This is a genomic window from Nonomuraea sp. KM88 (assembly GCF_052245635.1).
Lineage (GTDB): Bacteria > Actinomycetota > Actinomycetes > Streptosporangiales > Streptosporangiaceae > Nonomuraea.
In genome coordinates, this window is sequence record NZ_JBQQCC010000006.1 from 190,923 (window position 1) to 207,329 (window position 16,407).

12 protein-coding genes are annotated in these 16,407 nt (G+C 72.0%); 8 read left to right on the forward strand and 4 right to left on the reverse strand.

Going from position 1 to position 16,407, the window contains the following annotated elements:
* Window positions 1–9 precede the first annotated feature (9 nt).
* On the reverse strand, window positions 10–1,446 hold the full coding sequence (eccD, locus tag ACTWPV_RS20285) for a type VII secretion integral membrane protein EccD (protein WP_443152986.1): 1,437 nt from the start codon (window positions 1,444–1,446) through the stop codon (window positions 10–12).
* 103 nt (window positions 1,447–1,549) lie between these two features.
* Here eccD and eccCa point away from each other — a divergent pair, with 103 nt between their 5' ends.
* Genes eccCa through ACTWPV_RS20300 form a run of 3 tightly spaced genes read left to right on the forward strand, consistent with a single transcriptional unit; the run spans window position 1,550 to window position 6,895 of the window.
* Complete coding sequence (eccCa, locus tag ACTWPV_RS20290) at window positions 1,550–5,536, forward strand: type VII secretion protein EccCa (protein ID WP_443152987.1); 3,987 nt, start codon at window positions 1,550–1,552, stop codon at window positions 5,534–5,536.
* Window position 5,537: 1 nt separating this feature from the next.
* Entirely contained in the window at window positions 5,538–5,822 is a 285-nt protein-coding gene (locus ACTWPV_RS20295) for a hypothetical protein (RefSeq protein ID WP_347646697.1), read from the forward strand.
* Window positions 5,819–6,895 carry a transglycosylase SLT domain-containing protein gene (locus ACTWPV_RS20300; protein ID WP_443152988.1) on the forward strand — a complete coding sequence of 359 codons (1,077 nt, stop codon included), beginning with the start codon at window positions 5,819–5,821 and terminating at the stop codon, window positions 6,893–6,895. Before ACTWPV_RS20295 ends, ACTWPV_RS20300 begins: the two co-directional genes overlap by 4 nt.
* Window positions 6,896–6,937: 42 nt before the next feature.
* Here the strand turns inward: ACTWPV_RS20300 and ACTWPV_RS20305 are convergent, their stop codons facing one another.
* The 3 genes from ACTWPV_RS20305 to ACTWPV_RS20315 all read right to left on the reverse strand — a co-directional run bounded on the left by ACTWPV_RS20305 (window position 6,938) and on the right by ACTWPV_RS20315 (window position 10,760).
* A complete protein-coding gene (locus tag ACTWPV_RS20305) occupies window positions 6,938–9,085 on the reverse strand; it encodes a serine/threonine protein kinase (protein WP_443152989.1) in 2,148 nt (715 codons plus the stop codon).
* 95 nt (window positions 9,086–9,180) lie between these two features.
* Entirely contained in the window at window positions 9,181–10,326 is a 1,146-nt protein-coding gene (gene mycP, locus ACTWPV_RS20310) for a type VII secretion-associated serine protease mycosin (RefSeq protein ID WP_443152990.1), read from the reverse strand.
* A gap of 161 nt (window positions 10,327–10,487) precedes the next feature.
* Entirely contained in the window at window positions 10,488–10,760 is a 273-nt protein-coding gene (locus tag ACTWPV_RS20315; RefSeq protein ID WP_165960088.1) for a WXG100 family type VII secretion target, read from the reverse strand.
* 129 nt (window positions 10,761–10,889) lie between these two features.
* Between ACTWPV_RS20315 and ACTWPV_RS20320 the strand changes: the two genes are divergently transcribed.
* The 5 genes from ACTWPV_RS20320 to ACTWPV_RS20340 all read left to right on the forward strand — a co-directional run bounded on the left by ACTWPV_RS20320 (window position 10,890) and on the right by ACTWPV_RS20340 (window position 16,348).
* Window positions 10,890–11,609, forward strand: coding sequence for an SDR family NAD(P)-dependent oxidoreductase (locus ACTWPV_RS20320; protein ID WP_347646693.1), 720 nt, complete (start codon window positions 10,890–10,892; stop codon window positions 11,607–11,609).
* A 34-nt stretch (window positions 11,610–11,643) separates the two neighbouring features.
* Entirely contained in the window at window positions 11,644–13,395 is a 1,752-nt protein-coding gene (locus ACTWPV_RS20325; protein WP_443152991.1) for an acetyl/propionyl/methylcrotonyl-CoA carboxylase subunit alpha, read from the forward strand.
* 288 nt (window positions 13,396–13,683) lie between these two features.
* Window positions 13,684–14,937, forward strand: coding sequence for a hypothetical protein (locus tag ACTWPV_RS20330; RefSeq protein WP_443152992.1), 1,254 nt, complete (start codon window positions 13,684–13,686; stop codon window positions 14,935–14,937).
* A 253-nt stretch (window positions 14,938–15,190) separates the two neighbouring features.
* The gene (locus tag ACTWPV_RS20335; RefSeq protein ID WP_443152993.1) at window positions 15,191–15,700 is read left to right on the forward strand and encodes an AAA family ATPase; all 510 of its coding nucleotides are present in this window, start codon (window positions 15,191–15,193) and stop codon (window positions 15,698–15,700) included.
* Window positions 15,701–15,745: 45 nt separating this feature from the next.
* On the forward strand, window positions 15,746–16,348 hold the full coding sequence (locus ACTWPV_RS20340) for a histidine phosphatase family protein (RefSeq protein ID WP_443152994.1): 603 nt from the start codon (window positions 15,746–15,748) through the stop codon (window positions 16,346–16,348).
* Window positions 16,349–16,407: the final 59 nt, after the last annotated feature.

Sequence of the window (16,407 nt, forward strand, 5' to 3'; positions counted from 1 at the left end):
GTGCCGACCTCAGCCCGCCAGGCCGCGTACCCACGTATAGACGTCGAGGACGCCGAGCGCCAGCGGCACCAGCGACACGATGAACAGCCAGTCCACGATGTCGCCCGCGCGGCCCCAGAAGGGCGAGAGCCGCCCGTTGGGCAACCACACGCCCATGCCGACCACGATCATCGCGGTCCACAGCAGCGCGAGCACCACGGCCACCGCGGCCACCCCGCCGACGACCACGCCGATCTCGACCGCCACGGCCGCGATCCCGGCGAAACCCGTGAGCATCAGCCAGAGCCGCTGGCCGACGCCCTGGAACACGCGCGCCCGCAGGAGCTGCGTCAGCGCCAGGCACACGGACATGGCCACGGCGATCCACCGGCCCTCCATGACCAGCAGCGCGTGCGCGCCCGCCCCGACCAGCGTGATCCCGACGACCATGCCGGTCGCGTAACGCCGCGCCGCTCCCGTGCGCTCCAGCACGGAGGCGCTGTCGAGGTTCTGGTTGTCGCTGCGCAGCTCCTCGGCGTTGGTGGGCATCGCCGGCAGCGGCACCCGGGCGATCCTGAAGGAGAGCACGGGGATCAACGGGCTGAACGCCATCACCACGGCCGCGCAGGCCGCGGCGACCCCGGCGGCGGGCGCGCCCGTCACCATCACCACGGCCGAGCCCACGGCGCCCACCATGGAGGCGATAGCCGTGCCGAGGAAGCCGGCCACGCCGTCGGAGACGGCGGTGCCGGCGATCGTGGCGACCAGCGCGGTGCAGGCGAGCGCGCCGAGTATCTGGGGCGAACCGAGCGCCGGCATCCCCCCGCCCGCTGAGGGGGCGAGCAGCCCGGCCAGGAACGCGTACGGCAACGCGGCGTAACCGACGAGCGCGCCGGCCCCGGAGTCGCCGACCGCCCTCGACACGGCCACGCCCACCCCGACGAGCAGCAGCGCCAGCGCGCCCGCCACGATCGCGGTGAGCAGCGGGTTCAGCCCGCCGAACGCCAGCGCCGCCGCCCCCGCGGCGAGCAGCCCGCAGGCGGCACCGCCGCCCATCATGCGCGTGTGGGCGCCGTCCCACTTGCCCTTGCCCTCGCGCACTCCGGTGGCCACCACGTCGGCGACGTCGTCGAAGCGCGCGGGCGGCAGCGCCACCTCGCGCGGCCGCAGGTAGAGGATCTCCCCGTCGAGCACGCCCAGCTGGCCGAGGCTCCGCCCGAGGTCGAAGGGCGCGCCGCCCAGCCGCTGCAGCGTCCAGCCCGGTCCGGAGACGGCTTCGCCCCCCAGCTCTCCCATGGCCCGCAGGAGTCCCGGCAGGACGTGCGGCAGCGGGATGTCGGCGGGCAGCGCCAGGTCGGCCCTCTTGCGCGGCCCGACCACGGTGACGTGGCACAACGGAGGCAGTGGAGCGGGCATCTGGTGCAGACCGCCCTGTTGCGCGAACGGGATTTCCGCCAGAGATGTCACAACACCAACATATCCAGCCTGAGTTAACTCGGACCCCAACTCGGACGTTTGTCACATCTGGTAAGAAGGGACATCCGGAGCAGCAGAAGGGCCTGTACCAAGGGTGAGCATCGTCGTCGTCCGGCGCCCTGAGCGCCGCCCAAGCCCGAAGCCTCCGCGTGGCGAGATCCTGCTGGAGCCGCCGCCGGAGATTCCCGAGGTCCAGTCGCAAGGCATGATGGCCGTGCTGACCTGGCTGCCGATGGTGGCCGGCGCGGCGGCGATGGGCCTGATGTTCACCGCGGGCGGCACCCGTGCCAACCCCATCATGTACGTCGCCAGCGGCCTGTTCGCCTTCTCCATGGTCGGCATGACGATCGGGCAGATGGGCCGCCAGGCGGGCGAGCGCAAGAACCGCCTCAACGGCGCCCGCCGCGACTATTTCCGCTACCTCGCCCAGATCCGCAAGAAGGTGCGCAGGGCCGCCATCCAGCAGCGCGAGGCCCTCGAATGGAGCGGGCCGGCCCCCGACACGCTCTGGTGGACCGCCATGGGCCCCCGGCTGTGGGAGCGCCGCCCCCGAGACGACGACTTCAGCACCGTACGCCTGGGCACCGGCATCCAGAAGCTCGCCGTCCAGCTCATCCCGCCGGACTCCAAACCGGTCGAGGACCTGGACGCGCTGACCGCCGGGGCCCTGCGCAGGTTCATCCGCACGCATTCGACGGTCTCGCAGCTGCCCGTGGCCGTGGCGCTGCACTCGTTCGCCAGGATCAAGCTCGACGGCGACCTCCCGATGGTCCGCGACCTGGTCAGGGCGATGGTGGCGCAGATGGTGGTGTTCCACTCACCGGACGACATGCGGATCATGGTGTGCGCGAGCAGGCAGTGGATGAGCCACTGGGAGTGGGTCAAGTGGCTCCCGCACGCGCTGCACCCCGACGAGACCGACGGCGCGGGCCAGGTCAGGCTCATGGCCGAGAACCTGGCCCAGCTCGACCAGCTGGTGGGCGGCGAGCTGAAGGAGCGGGCCAGGTTCCGGCCCGGGTCCCCGTCGGACGCGCTGCCGTACCACGTGCTCATCCTGGACGGCGGGCACGTGCCGCAGGACTCGCAGCTCGGCGCGGACGCCATCGACGGCGTCACCGTCATCGACCTGTCCGACTCGGCCGGCGTGGTCGAGGAGCGCAGCACGTTGCGGTTGCGGATCAACCATGAGGGCTTCCACATGGTCAAGATCGACCATGCGGGCAAGGAGAGCACCAACCGGCTCGGCGACCCCGACGCGCTCGACTATCTGAGGGCCGAAGGGCTGGCCCGCCAGCTGGCCCCGTTGCGGGCCTCCACCGCCAGCGGCGGCGAGGCGCAGGACGTGCTGGCCACCAACACGACGCTGACCGATCTGCTCGGCGTCGGCGACCCCACCCTGCTCGACCCCGCGCACAGCTGGCGGCCGCGCGCCGGCAGGAACCGGCTGCGCGTCCCGATCGGGCTCGGCGCCGACGGGCGGCTGGTCGAGCTGGACATCAAGGAGTCGGCCCAGGGCGGCATGGGCCCGCACGGCCTGGTCATCGGCGCGACCGGCTCCGGCAAGTCAGAGCTGCTGCGCACGCTGGTGCTCGGCCTGGCCGTCACGCACTCCTCGGAGATCCTCAACTTCGTGCTCGTCGACTTCAAGGGCGGCGCGACCTTCCTCGGCCTCGACGGCCTCTCGCACGTCTCCGCGGTCATCACCAACCTGGAGGACGAGCTGCCGCTCGTCGACCGCATGCACGACGCGCTCCACGGCGAGATGGTCCGCAGGCAGGAGCTGCTGCGCTCGGCCGGCAACTACGCCTCCTTGCGCGACTACGAACGCGCCCGCGAGCAGGGCGCCAACCTGCAGCCGATGCCCACGCTCTTCGTGGTCCTCGACGAGTTCAGCGAGCTGCTGACGGCCAAGCCCGAGTTCATCGACCTGTTCGTGATGATCGGCCGGCTGGGCCGGTCGCTGGGCGTGCACCTGCTGCTGGCCTCGCAGCGGCTGGAGGAGGGCCGCCTGCGCGGGCTCGACACGCACCTGTCGTACCGGATCGGCCTGCGAACGTTCTCCGCCATGGAGAGCCGGGTGGTGCTGGGGGTGGCCGACGCCTACGAGCTGCCGTCGGCGCCGGGCAACGGCTACCTGAAGTTCGACACGACCGGGATGACGCGGTTCAAGGCCGCGTACGTGTCCGGCGCGTACCAGGCCGACCGCCGGCAGGTGGCCTCGCCCGACGGCACGATCCCCATCAGGGAGGTCGTCGAGTACAGCACCGAGTTCGTGCCCGTCCCCCTCGTCGACGAGCCGCAGGAGACCGAGACCGCCCCCGAGGAGGACAACTCCTCGCAGGAGACCCTGCTCGACATCGTCGTCGACCGCCTGGCCGGGCACGGTCCTCCCGCACACCGCATCTGGCTGCCGCCGCTCGACGAGCCGCCCACGCTCGCGCACCTGCTGCCGCCGCTGTCGATCACCCCCGAGCTCGGGCTGACGACGCCCGGGTGGCCGGGCCGGGGCCGGTTGCAGGCCGTGGTGGGGATCATCGACCGGCCGTTCGAGCAGCGGCGGGACCCGTACTGGCTTGATCTGTCCGGCGCGGCGGGGCACGTGGGCGTGGCCGGCGGGCCGCAGAGCGGCAAGAGCACGGCGCTGCGCACGCTGATCGCCAGCATGGCCCTCACGCACACGCCCGCCGAGGTGCAGTTCTACTGCCTCGACTTCGGCGGCGGCGTGCTGGCGACGCTGGAGGGGCTGCCGCACGTCGGCGGCGTGGCCAGCAGGCTCGACGGCGAGCGGGTGCGCCGTACGGTGGCCGAGATCGTGTCGGTGCTGCAGCAGCGGGAGCGGGAGTTCACCGCGAAGGGCATCGACTCGATGGCGACCTACCGCAGGCGGCTGGCCGAGGGCTCCGTGCAGCCCGACGGCTGGGGCGACATCTTCCTCGTGGTGGACGGCTGGCTGACGATCAGGCAGGACTTCGAGGCGCTCGAGCCCATGATCACCGACCTGGCGGCGCGCGGCCTGGGCTACGGCATCCACGTGATCGCCGGGACCAACAAGTGGTCGGAGTTCAGGCCCGGCATCCGCGACCTGTTCGGCACCCGGATCGAGCTGAAGCTGGGCGACGCGTACGAGTCCGAGATCAACAGGAAGAAGTCGCTGGCCGTTCCCGAGGGCGTGCCGGGACGCGGGCTGACCAGGGACGGGCTGCACTTCCTCGGCGCGCTGCCGCGGATCGACGGCGTGCAGGACGCCGAGGACCTCGCCTCCGGGGTGGAGGGCCTGGTCCGCGCGGTCAGGGAGTCCTGGCACGGCCAGCCCGCGAGGCGGGTCAGGCTGCTTCCCTCGATGTTGCCCGCCGCGTCGCTGCCCGGGGTCGAGGAGACCGGCAAGAACCGCATCGCCATCGGCGTCGACGAGGCCACGCTCTCCCCCGTGCTGCTCGACTTCGAGGCCGACCCGCACTTCGCCGTCGTGGGCGACACCGAGAGCGGCAAGTCGAACCTGCTGAAGGTGATCGCCGAGAACGTCGTGGCCAGGAACACGCCGCGCGAGGCCATGCTGCTCGTGATCGACTACCGCCGGTCGCTGCTCGACACCGCCGTCAGCGAGAACCGCATCGGCTACGCCGCCTCCGCCTCGGCCGCGAAGGAGCTGATCGACGACGCCCGCAACGCGCTGCTCAAGCGGCTGCCGCCGGCGAACCTGACGCCCGAGCAACTGCGGGCCCGCGACTGGTGGAAGGGCTCCGACCTCTACATCGTGGTCGACGACTACGAGCTGGTGGCCACGTCGAGCAACCCGCTGGCGCCGCTGGCCGAGCTGCTGCCGCAGGCCCGCGACATCGGCCTGCACCTGATCCTCGCGCGGGCGATGGGCGGCCTCGGCCGGGCCATGTTCGACCCCATCATCCAACGGATCAAGGACCTGGCCAGCCCCGCGGTGGTGCTTTCCGGCAGCAAGGACGAGGGGTTCCTGTTCGGCAACGTCCGGGCGCAGCCGCAGCCGCCCGGACGTGGCCTGTTCGTGGACAGACGGCTGGGCGCGCGGCTGACGCAGACGGCGATCTGGCCACCGGCGGAGGACTGACATGGCAGGGCTGGACATCCATTTCGACGCTCTCGACGACTGCCGCACGTCGGCCAGGACGGTCGCGGGCAAGTTCCTCGACCTGGCGGAGAGCTACCCGCACGACCGGCCGGACTCGACGATCTTCGGCCGGTTGGGCGACTCGTCGGCGCTGGCGGACGCCGTGCGCGACGTGGAGCTGGCCGCCGACAGCGAGTTCGGCAAGGCCAGGAGCCTGGTGAGCGGCGTCGAGCGGGCGCTCGACCTGGTTCAGGACAACGTACGGAGAGCGAACAACCCCGGATGAGTGCCCCCGAAGGAATCCGCGACCTGCCCAACGGAAGCCGGCTGGCGAACATGGCCGACCAGGTGAGCGGCGACCCGGAGTCGATCCGCGGCATCGCCAGGCGCTGGCGCTCGGCCGCCGGCAAGGTGCTCGGCAACACGGGCTCGCTCGGGGCCGCCGTGGCCACGGTCGACCTGGCCTGGGAGGGCGGCTCGGCGGACGCGTTCGTGACCTACATGCGCGACTACGGCAAGGCGGGGCAGGACCTGAACGACGCGCTGGTCGACTGCGCGTCGTCGCTGGACAACGCCGCCAACGTGCTGGAGTCGTCCAAGCGCAGGGTGAACGGCATCTGCGACCGGCTGCTGACGCGCGCGAACACGTACCGGGACAACCACCCGGACGCCGAGCAGGCGGACCTCGACCGGGAGATCGGCGCGATGGTCACCGAGGCGATCGAGGATGCGCGCACGCCGGTGCGCGAGGCCAAGGAGGCGGTCACCGGTGCCAAGGACGACATCGCCAGGTATCTGGGCGACCGCACGAACACGTTCGCGAAGATCAAGGCGGCAGGGGAGCAGGAGTTCACGCCCGGGCCGGGACACGAACTCGACTGGCAGCGCACCGAGAGCTACACGGCGCAGAGCGCCAACGGCGGGCCCGGCGGCAGCCCCATGACACCCGGCGGGTACGGCCCCAGCGGCCTGCCTCCCGCGGGCGGCGGCCCGGCTCCGACGGGCCGGGTCAAGGAGTGGATCGAGCAGGCCATCGCGATCCTGCGCGAGCACGGCTATCCGGTCGACAAGATGAACCCCAACGACATCTATATGATCATCCAGCACGAGTCGGGCGGCAACCCGAACGCGATCAACCTGTGGGACTCCAACGCCGCCGCAGGCATCCCGTCGAAGGGCCTGATGCAGACCATCGACCCGACCTTCGACTCCCACTCGCTGCCCGGGCACAAGGACATCTACAACCCGGTGGACAACATCATCGCGGGCGTGCGCTACGCGATCGAGCGCTACGGCTCGGTGTCCGCAGTCCCGGGGGTCGTCGGGGTGAAGACCGGCGACGGCTACCGCGGCTACTGAGATCCGGCCGCCCGCGCGTGCGGGCGGCCGGATCACCAGCCGCTAGCCGCAGTTGGCCCAGTCCGCGCTGGTGCTTCCCTGGGAGGTGCTACCGGAGTAGCGCACGCACTTGCCCTTGGCGGAGAGCTTGACCGGGCCCGCGTAATACTCGAAGTTGCCCGAGTCGGTCTTGCTGCTGCCGCCCTTCACCTCCAGCGTGGCGCTGACCTTCGTGGCCTTGCCGACGTCGGCGCCGGACTTGAGGGTGACCACGCAGTTCTGCCCGGCGCTGTTGCTCCACAGCTGGTACGTCGTGCCGCCCTCGAACGAGCTGCTGCGCTGCACCACGAATCCGCTGCCGCACACCTGGGTGGCGCTGTAGGGGTTCTTCTTGGGCGCCGGCTTGGCGCTCGACTTCGTGGGCTTCGGCTGCTCCGGAGCCTTGGTGGTCGGGGCCTTCGTCGGAGTCGGCTCCGGTTCCCGCGTGGGTTCCTTGGTGGGTTCCTTGGTGGGTTCCTTGGTCGGCGTCGGCTTCTTCGTCGGGGTCTGGCTGGGGGTCGGCGTGGGCGTGCGGCTCGGCTCGACGGTTCTGGTCACGGTCGCCGTCGGCTTGGGCGTCTTCTTGGGCGTGGTGGCCGTCGGCGCGGCGGTCGTCGGGGCGGCGGTCGTCGTGACCGTGGGGATGGGCACCGGCTGCGTGGTGACCTGCGGCGGCGTCGGCACGCTGGTGAGCACGGGCACCTCCGGCGACGCCGTCGTGGCATCGGTCGGGAGGGTCATCGGGCCCACCCCGTTCTCGTCAGGGCTCGGCGTCGCGGTGGCCCAGGGCGCGGTCACCTCGGCCTGCGGCTGGGTGGGCACGACGCCCACGGACCCCGCGGACCTCGACACCTCGCCCGGCGCCGGCTCGTCGCTCGCCGCGGCGATCGGGGAGAACGAGACGTTATTGGAGTAGTGGCTCGCGCCCCACAGGCCGAGACCCGAGAGCAGCACGACGGCGGTCACGCTGGCCACCAGGCCGATGGGGAACGGCCTGCGCTGCTGGTTGCCTGCCTGGCGGGGCACGGTGGGCGGCTGCCAGGTCTGCTGCGCGTCCTGCGCCGGGGGCTGCTGGCCGGGGGGCGGGCCCCAGGCGGGCGGCGCGGGCGGCGGTACCTGGCCCTGCGGGGAGCCGTGCTCCATGTGGCCGGGCTGCGCGGGACCCTGCAGCGGGGCGGGGCCCATCGGTCCCTGCTGCATCGCGCCCGGCGGTACGGGGCCGTGCTGGACCGGGCCCATGCCGGGAGGCGGCACCGGGCCGAGGTTCATCGGTGGCGGCAGGGGCGTGGGGCCGCCCATGGGGCCTCGCACGCCCTCGATCGAAAGCTGGATGGGCTGGATCGCGGGCGGCTCCTGGGCCGGCGGGCCGCCGGCGGGCGCGGGCGGCAGCACCGGGACACCGTCGATCGGCGGCGCGGGCATGGGCGCGTTGGCGTCCCCGAGCAGGCGCAGCATGGCGGTGGACGTGGTCGGCCTGGCCCCGGGGTCCTTGGTCAGCGCGGCGAGCACCACCTGCCGCAGCGGCTCGGGCAGGTCGCCGACCTCGGGGGCGCCGTTCAGCACGGCCTGGGCATCGTGGCCGAACGGCGCGGCGCCGGTCGCGGCGAACACCACGGTCGCGGCCCAGGCGAACACGTCGGCGTACGGGCCGTACTGCAGCCCGTTGATCTGCTCGGGCGCGCGGTAGCCGATCTCGCCGGCGGGGTCGCCGATCTCGATGTCGGTGACGCGCAGTGCCTCGCCGGTGAGGATCACGTTGGACGGGGTGAGGCCGCGGTGCGCGAACCCGGCGAGGTGGACGGCGGTCAGCGCGGTCAGCATGCCCACCGCGACCCGTTCCAGCGCGTCGCCGGTCAGCGGGCCGTCCTCGGCGACGGTGTCGGCCAACGAGCGGCCCTCGACGTGCGCACGGACGACGTACAGCCGGCCCTCGTGGACACCCGCGTCGATGGTGCGGGCGATGTTCGAGTTGGAGACCCGCGTGACCCGTTTGAGCCTGGCGACGAAGTCGGGATCGGCGGCCGGGTCGACGGCCAGCGTCTTGACGGCCACCTGGTCGGAGTCGTCCGACTCCCGTCCCAGGTGGACGACGCCGCGGGGGCCCGTGCCGACCTGCCCCACGATCTCGTGGGAGCCGATGCGCTCAGGTTGAGGCGAGTCCTTCTCCGCCATGACCGTCCTTCCGGGAATGCGTCATGAACGAGGGACATTTAACCAAATAGGCATCATCAGCATCAGTAGTTTCGGTCACACCCTGACAACAGCGGTCAATCCACACCGGCCCGCGACCCCGGCCGCCAGCCGCGCCGGCGCCCCATGGGCACCAGCACGTAGAAGGCGATCACCACGGCCGACAACATCAGGCCGCCGGCGGCCACCGCCGTCGCCACCTCCATGGCCCGCTGGTCAGGCGGCACGGCCTTGCTCACCACCGAGGCCGGCAGCGGCGACGGCACCGGCGGCGCGACCGCCACCTCCTCCGACGGCAGCACCATGGTCACCGCCAGCAGCGGGTTGACCATGCCGACGCCGGTGCCCTTGCCCGCGGCGCCGTCCGCGGTCAGCATGACCCGCCGCCGGACCCGGAGCTGGTCGAGGTGAGGATGGCGGGCGCGGACGAGCGCGGCGACCCCCGCCACGTACGGCGCCGCGTAGCTCGTGCCGTCCAGCTTGCTCTGGTAGCCACCGCCCGTCCACGTCGAGCTGACGTCCTGGCCGGGGCCGAGCACGTCGACCGCGTTGGGGTTGGAGAACTCCGACCGCCCGCCGTTCGGCGTGGCCGAGCCCACCGCCAGCACGCCGTCGTAGGCGGCCGGATAGGAGGGACCGGGCGTGCCGTCGTCCTTCCTGGTGTTGCCCGCAGCGGCGACGATCACGACGTCCTTGCCGAGCGCGTAGTCGACGGCCGCCTTCAACTCGGGCGCGTCCTGCGTCTCGATGGAGATGTTGATGACGTCGGCGTTCTCGTCCGCGGCCGTCGTAATGGCCTTGACCAGCGTGGCGAGCTCGCCGTTCGTGTCATCGGACTGCTTGAGCGACAGCAGCCGCACCCCGGGGGCCACGCCGTAGAAGGGGACGTCGGGCCGGGGCTGGCCGGCGATGATGCCCGCGACCGCCGTGCCGTGGCCGACGCAGTCGCGGTGATCCGCCTTGGCACTGGTCAGGTCGGCCTTGCCCGCCAGGCGGATCTGCGGGTGGCGCTCGTCGACGCCGCTGTCGATGACGGCCACGGTGACGCCCTGGCCCATGGTCAGCGGCCACACCCGTTTGACCGCGAGGCGCCGCTGAGCCCAGCTCTCCGCGATGGCGGGGCTGGCCTTCGGCGGGGCGCACTTCTCCGGCGCCCGGGCGAGCGCCGGCACCGCCGACAGGTGCAGGGCGAGCACGCTCGCCACCAGGGCGCGACCAATCATGGGCAAAGAGCGTAGCCTGCCCGTTTCAGGGGCCTATGCGAACCGGCATAGCGGTACGGAAGTTTTTTTCAGGGGCCGGCACCCATCACGCCAAGGGCCCCTGATATCCGGGCGCTCGACGGAAGAAGCCCCGGCACCCTCGCCAGGGCCCCTGCCGGTGATCATTTCGTGGCGGATTCGATGTTCTGGCGGTAGGTGCCGATGACCCGCGAAGCCTCCTGAAGCTCCTCGGTCATGCGCTGGAACGCCGTGCGGTAGTTCTGCCACGCCTGCTGGAAACGCTGGGCGCCCGGCCCCGTCCACGCGGTGCCGACCTTGGCGGCCTCGCGGTCGAGCGCGGTCATCGTGGTGCGGACCGCCTCGGACTGCTGGGTGAACTGGGTGGACATCTGCTGCATTTCCGCGGGGTCGCCGCCGAGCATGCTCTGACTCATGCACACCTCCTGGGGGAACCTGTGAAAGCGCCCTCAGGCTAAGGTGGCCCATCTCCCGTCGCCCCTGTTATGCCGAGCGGCTATGGTCTAGCGGAGGATCGTTCATCTTCATCGGAAGCGGAGACTTCCATGCGCGAGATCGTGGTCACCGGTGGCGGCACCGGCATCGGATACGCCGTCGCGGCGGCGTTCGTCTCGCTCGGTGACCGCGTCACGATCACCGGGCGCCGCGAGGGCGTGCTCAAGGAGGCCGCGGAGCGCCTGGGCGCCTCCTGCGTGCCCTTCGACGCCACCGACCCCGCCGCCGTGAACGAAGCCCTCGCCGACCTGCCCGCGCACGTCGACGTGCTGGTCAACAACGCCGGCGGCAACACCAACCTCGACCGGGGCCAGCCGGGCGAGCCGGCGGAGGTGGCGCAGGCCTGGTGGGCCAACCTCAACGCCAACCTCATGTCCGCCGTGCTCGTCACCACCGCGCTCGCGCCGCGCATCGCCGGAGACGGCCGGGTCGTCTCGATCGGCTCCATCGCCGCACGCGGCACCGGCTCGGGCTCGTACGGCGCTGCGAAGGCCGCCCTGGAGTCCTGGACCGCCGACCTGGCCGCCGAGCTCGGCCCCAGAGGCATCACCGCGAACGTCGTCTCGCCCGGTCTCGTCGTGGACACCGAGTTCTTCCGCGGCCGGCTGACCGAAGACGGCATCAGGGCCCGCGTGGAGAACACGCGTAACGGCCGCCCTGGAAATCCGGCCGATGTGGCCGATACCGTTCTCTTCCTGGCGTCAGCGGGTGCCAGGCACGTGACGGGGCAAGTGATTCACGTGAACGGCGGCGCATACCTGGGCCGCTGAACCGCAACTCGGGCAGCAGGAAGGACTTACGTCGGTGCGGAAGGTTCTGATCACCAACCGCGGCGAGATCGCCGTACGCGTGGCCCGTGCGTGCAAGGACGCCGGGATCGGCAGCGTGGCGGTATACGCCGACCAGGACCTCGACGCCCTGCACGTCAGGGTGGCGGACGAGGCGTACGCGCTGGGCGGGCAGTCGCCGGCGGAAACCTACCTCGACTTCGCCAAGCTGCTCGACGTCGCGCGGCGCTCGGGAGCGGACGCCGTGCATCCCGGCTACGGTTTCCTGGCCGAGAACGCCGCCTTCGCGCAGGCCGTCATCGACGCGGGGCTGATCTGGATCGGCCCGCCGCCGGCCGCGATCGCCGCGCTCGGCGACAAGGTGCAGGCCAGGCACATCGCCCAGAAGGTCGGCGCGCCGCTGGTCGCGGGCACGAAGGACCCGGTCTCCGGGGCCGCCGAGGTGGTGGCGTTCGCCGAGGAGCACGGGCTGCCGATCGCGATCAAGGCCGCGTACGGCGGCGGCGGGCGCGGCATCAAGGTGGCGCGCCGGCTGGAGGAGGTCGCCGAGCTGTACGAGTCGGCGGTGCGCGAGGCGGTCGCGGCGTTCGGCCGCGGCGAGTGCTTCGTCGAGCGCTATCTCGACCGGCCCCGCCACGTCGAGACGCAGTGCCTGGCCGACCGGCAGGGCAACGTGGTCGTGGTCAGCACCCGCGACTGCTCGCTCCAGCGCCGCCACCAGAAGCTGGTGGAGGAGGCGCCGGCGCCCTTCCTGTCGGAGGAGCAGCTCGACGTCCTCTATTCAAGCTCCAAGGCCATCCTGAGAGAGGCCGGCTACGTCGGGGCGGGCACGTGCGAGTTCCTCGTCGGCCAGGACGGCACGATCTCCTTCCTCGAGGTCAACACGCGCCTGCAGGTCGAGCACCCGGTCACCGAGGAGGTCTCCGGCATCGACCTGGTGCGCGAGATGTTCAGGATCGCCGACGGCGAGCCGCTCGGCTACGACGACCCGGTGCTGCGCGGGCACTCGATCGAGTTCCGGATCAACGCCGAGGACGCGGGGCGCAACTTCCTGCCCGCGCCCGGCACGCTGACCGTCATGCGCCCGCCGTCGGGGCCGGGTGTCCGGCTCGACGCCGGCTACGAAGCGGGGATGACGGTCCCGCAGACGTTCGACTCGCTGGTGGCCAAGCTGATCGTGACCGGGCGCACGCGCCGGGAGGCGCTGGAGCGGTCGCGGCGGGCGCTGGCCGACTTCGCGATCGAGGGCATGCCGACCGTGCTGCCGTTCCACGAGGCCGTCGTCAGCGACCCGGCCTTCGTCTCCTCCCCGTTCACCGTGCACACCCGCTGGATCGAGACCGAGTGGGACAACACGATCGCCCCGTACTCGGGTGAGATCGCCTCCGGCGAGGCTCCTCAGCGCGAGTCGGTGACCGTCGAGGTCGGTGGCAAGCGCCTCGAGGTGGTGCTGCCCGCGGGCCTGGGCGTGGCCTCCGCCGCGACCTCCACCGCCGCGAGCAAGGCGCCGAGGCGCGGCGGCGGGGGCGCCAAGAAGGCGGCGGCGGGCGGCGACGCGCTCGTCAGCCCCATGCAGGGCACCATCGTCAAGATCGTGGCCGGTGACGGCGCCGTCGTCGCCGAGGGCGACACGGTCGTGGTGCTGGAGGCCATGAAGATGGAGCAGCCGCTCACCGCGCACAAGCCGGGGACGATCACCGGGCTCTCCGCGGACGTGGGGCAGACGGTCACCTCGGGCGCCACGATCTGCGTGATCAAGGATTCGTGACGGGCGCTGCCCCGCGTCTTTCCCCGCGGGGCAGCAAAAGGGGCATCTGCCGTCCAGGATCTTCGCCCGCGTTGTGCACCCGCGCACTCTTGGGCGGGTAACGTTCGAGTGAGGAACTTTGCCGACCGCCCGTTCGTCCTCATGGGCGAAGGAGGCTTGCTGCCAATGACCCATTCGCTGCGCCGAGCAGGGGCCGCGATCGCGGCTCTGATCGCCGGTCTAATCGTCGTTCTTGCGCTGTCCCCTGCCGCCCACGCGGCGGCCGCTCCACCTGACGCACAGTCAGTTGTGACCTTCTGGAAGGACAAGCAGGACCCGCTTTACGTCGAGTCGGGCTCGCCCCTGACCTCTGACCAGCAGAGTGAGATCCGTGACGCGCTGAAGGGGGCCGACACCAAGATCTACGCTGTGGCGCTCCCCGACGGCACGGTCGACGACTCCTCCATCAAGACCTACATGACCCAGCTCAACTCCGCGCTGACCGCGGCGGGCCGGCCGAGGGCCACCTTCGCGGTGCTCGACGGCATGACGCTGTTCGCCGCCTCCAGCGCCCTGCGCCAGCCTGGCCTGGCGGGCGAGCTGGCCAACCGCGCGGTCAGCTCCAACGAGGGCAACGTCGTCGACGGCATGAAGGACTTCGCCAACCGCGTCGACCTGGCCGCGCAGGGCAAGCGCTCCGCGCTCGACTCCGGCAGCCAGGCCAACCCCGGCGCCGGCGGCACCGCCGCGCTGATCGCCCTGGGCACGCTCGTGGTCGTCGGTGGCGGTGGCTACTTCCTCTACTCCAGCAACAAGAGGAAGAAGAAGGCCATCCAGGACGCGAAGGACCTCGCCGCGGTCAAGCAGACCGTCGACGAGGACGTCACCAAGCTGGGCGAGGAGATCACCGCTCTCGACACCGACGTGACGCTGTCCGGCGAGAGCGGCAAGCACATCGACGAGTGGCAGACGGCGCTCGACTCCTACGAGAAGGCCAAGACCCAGCTCGCCGCCGTGGAGCGCGCCGACCAGGTCCGCGAGGTCACCCAGACCCTCGAGGACGGCCGCTACGCGCTGGCCGTGGTGAAGGCCAAGGTCAACAACGACCCCGTGCCCGAGCGGCGCGCGCCCTGCTTCTTCAACCCGCAACACGGCCCGTCGGCCCGTGACGTGCGCTGGGCCCCGCCCGGCGGCGCGGTGCGCGACGTGCCCGCCTGCAAGATGGACGCCGAGGCCGTGGAGCGCGGCTTCGACCCGCAGATGCGCGAGGTCATGGTCGACGGCCAGCGCCGCCCCTACTACGACGCGGGCCCGGCCTACCAGCCGTACGCCTACGGCTACTACGGCGGCTTCGGCGACATCATGACCGGCATGTTCATCGGCACCATGATGGGCAGCATGCTCAGCGGCGGCTTCGGCTTCGGCGGCTGGGGCGGCGGCTACGACAGCGCCGGCGGTGACCTCGGCGGCGACTTCGGTGGCGGCGACGCCGGCGGCGGCTGGGGCGACTTCGGTGGCGGCGGCGACTTCGGCGGCGGAGATTTCGGCGGCGGCGACTGGTGACGCCACACCACCGACAGTTCTAGTTCGGCAGGAGGAGCGCTCCCCCGCGAGGCCCGGCACACGGGCTCCCGCGGGGGAGCGCTCCGCTTTTCCCGCAGAACCCGCGACCGCCCGACACCCGGCGCGGACGCCCTGCTCCGCGGCCGCCGGACACTCGGACGCCGGCGGTGACCCCAGCGCATGGGCGCGGAGGCCGTGGGCAGGCGTGCGGGCGGCGGCGTGAAGAGTGGTCCCGTCGGGCAGCATGAGGGGCATGCTCATCGTCATGGGCGGCCTGCCCGCGACCGGGAAGACGACGCTCGCCCGCCTCCTGGCCCGTCGCATGGGCGCGGTTCACCTGCGTATCGACACGATCGAGCAGGCGATCGTGCGCTCGGGCCTGGCCCGCCCGCCGCTCGGGCCCGTCGGCTACTTCGTCGGCTACGCCCTGGCCGAGGAGCATCTCGGCCAGGGGCTGACCTTGATCGCGGAGTCGGTCAACCCGCTCCTCGTCACCCGTGACGCCTGGCGCGCGGTCGGGGTCGCGGCGGGCGTACCGGTCGCCGAGGTGGAGGTGGTCTGCTCCGACCACGCCGAGCACCGCGACCGCGTGATCTCCCGCGCGGTCGACATCTCCGACCTGCGGCTGCCCGAGTGGCAGGAGGTGGTGGAGCGCGAGTACGAGCCGTGGCACCGGGAGCGCATCGTTCTCGACACGGCCGGCCGGACGCCGGAGGAGTCCCTCACCACCCTCGTCCACCGCCTCGACCAGGACGGCCCGTGACGCACCCCGCGGGACCCGGCGCGACGTTCGGTTAGGCTCCCGGCCATGAGCGATCACGTGCGCCTGCTCTGCATGCGCCACGCGGAGTCGGAGAACGTGACCGCCCGAGCCGCCGGCGCCCTCCCCCACGCCCGCCTGACGCCGAGGGGACACGAGCAGGCGGCGGAGGCGGCGCGACGGCTGGCCGGCGAGGGCATCACGCACGTGTACGCCAGCACCGCGGTCCGCGCCCGGCAGACCGCCGGGATCATCGGGCACGCGCTCGGCCTCGACGGCGTCGTGCCCCTGGAGGGCCTGACCGAGATGCACGCCGGCCGGCTGGAGGGCTCCGCCGACCCGGCGGTCCGCGTGCGCGTGCTCGAGACGCTGCGTTCGTGGATCGTGGACGGCGACCTGGACGCGGCGGCGGGCGACGGCGAGGACGGGCACGCGGTCACGGCGCGGACCGTCGCCGCCCTCACGTCGATCGCCGCGGGCCACCCCGGCGGGACGGTGGCCGTGGTGGGCCATGTCGCGAGCCTGACGGCCGGGCTCAACGCCCTGTGCGGGCTGGGCGCGCGGGTGTGGGGGGCGCCGCTGCCACACGCGGTGCCGTTCCTCGTGGAGTGGGACGGGCGGTCGTGGCGGTGCGAGGCGTGGCCGGGTTGAACCCGCAGGCACAAGGGACGTGCGACATCTGGCCGGGCTGCACCCGCGAGCAGAGCTGA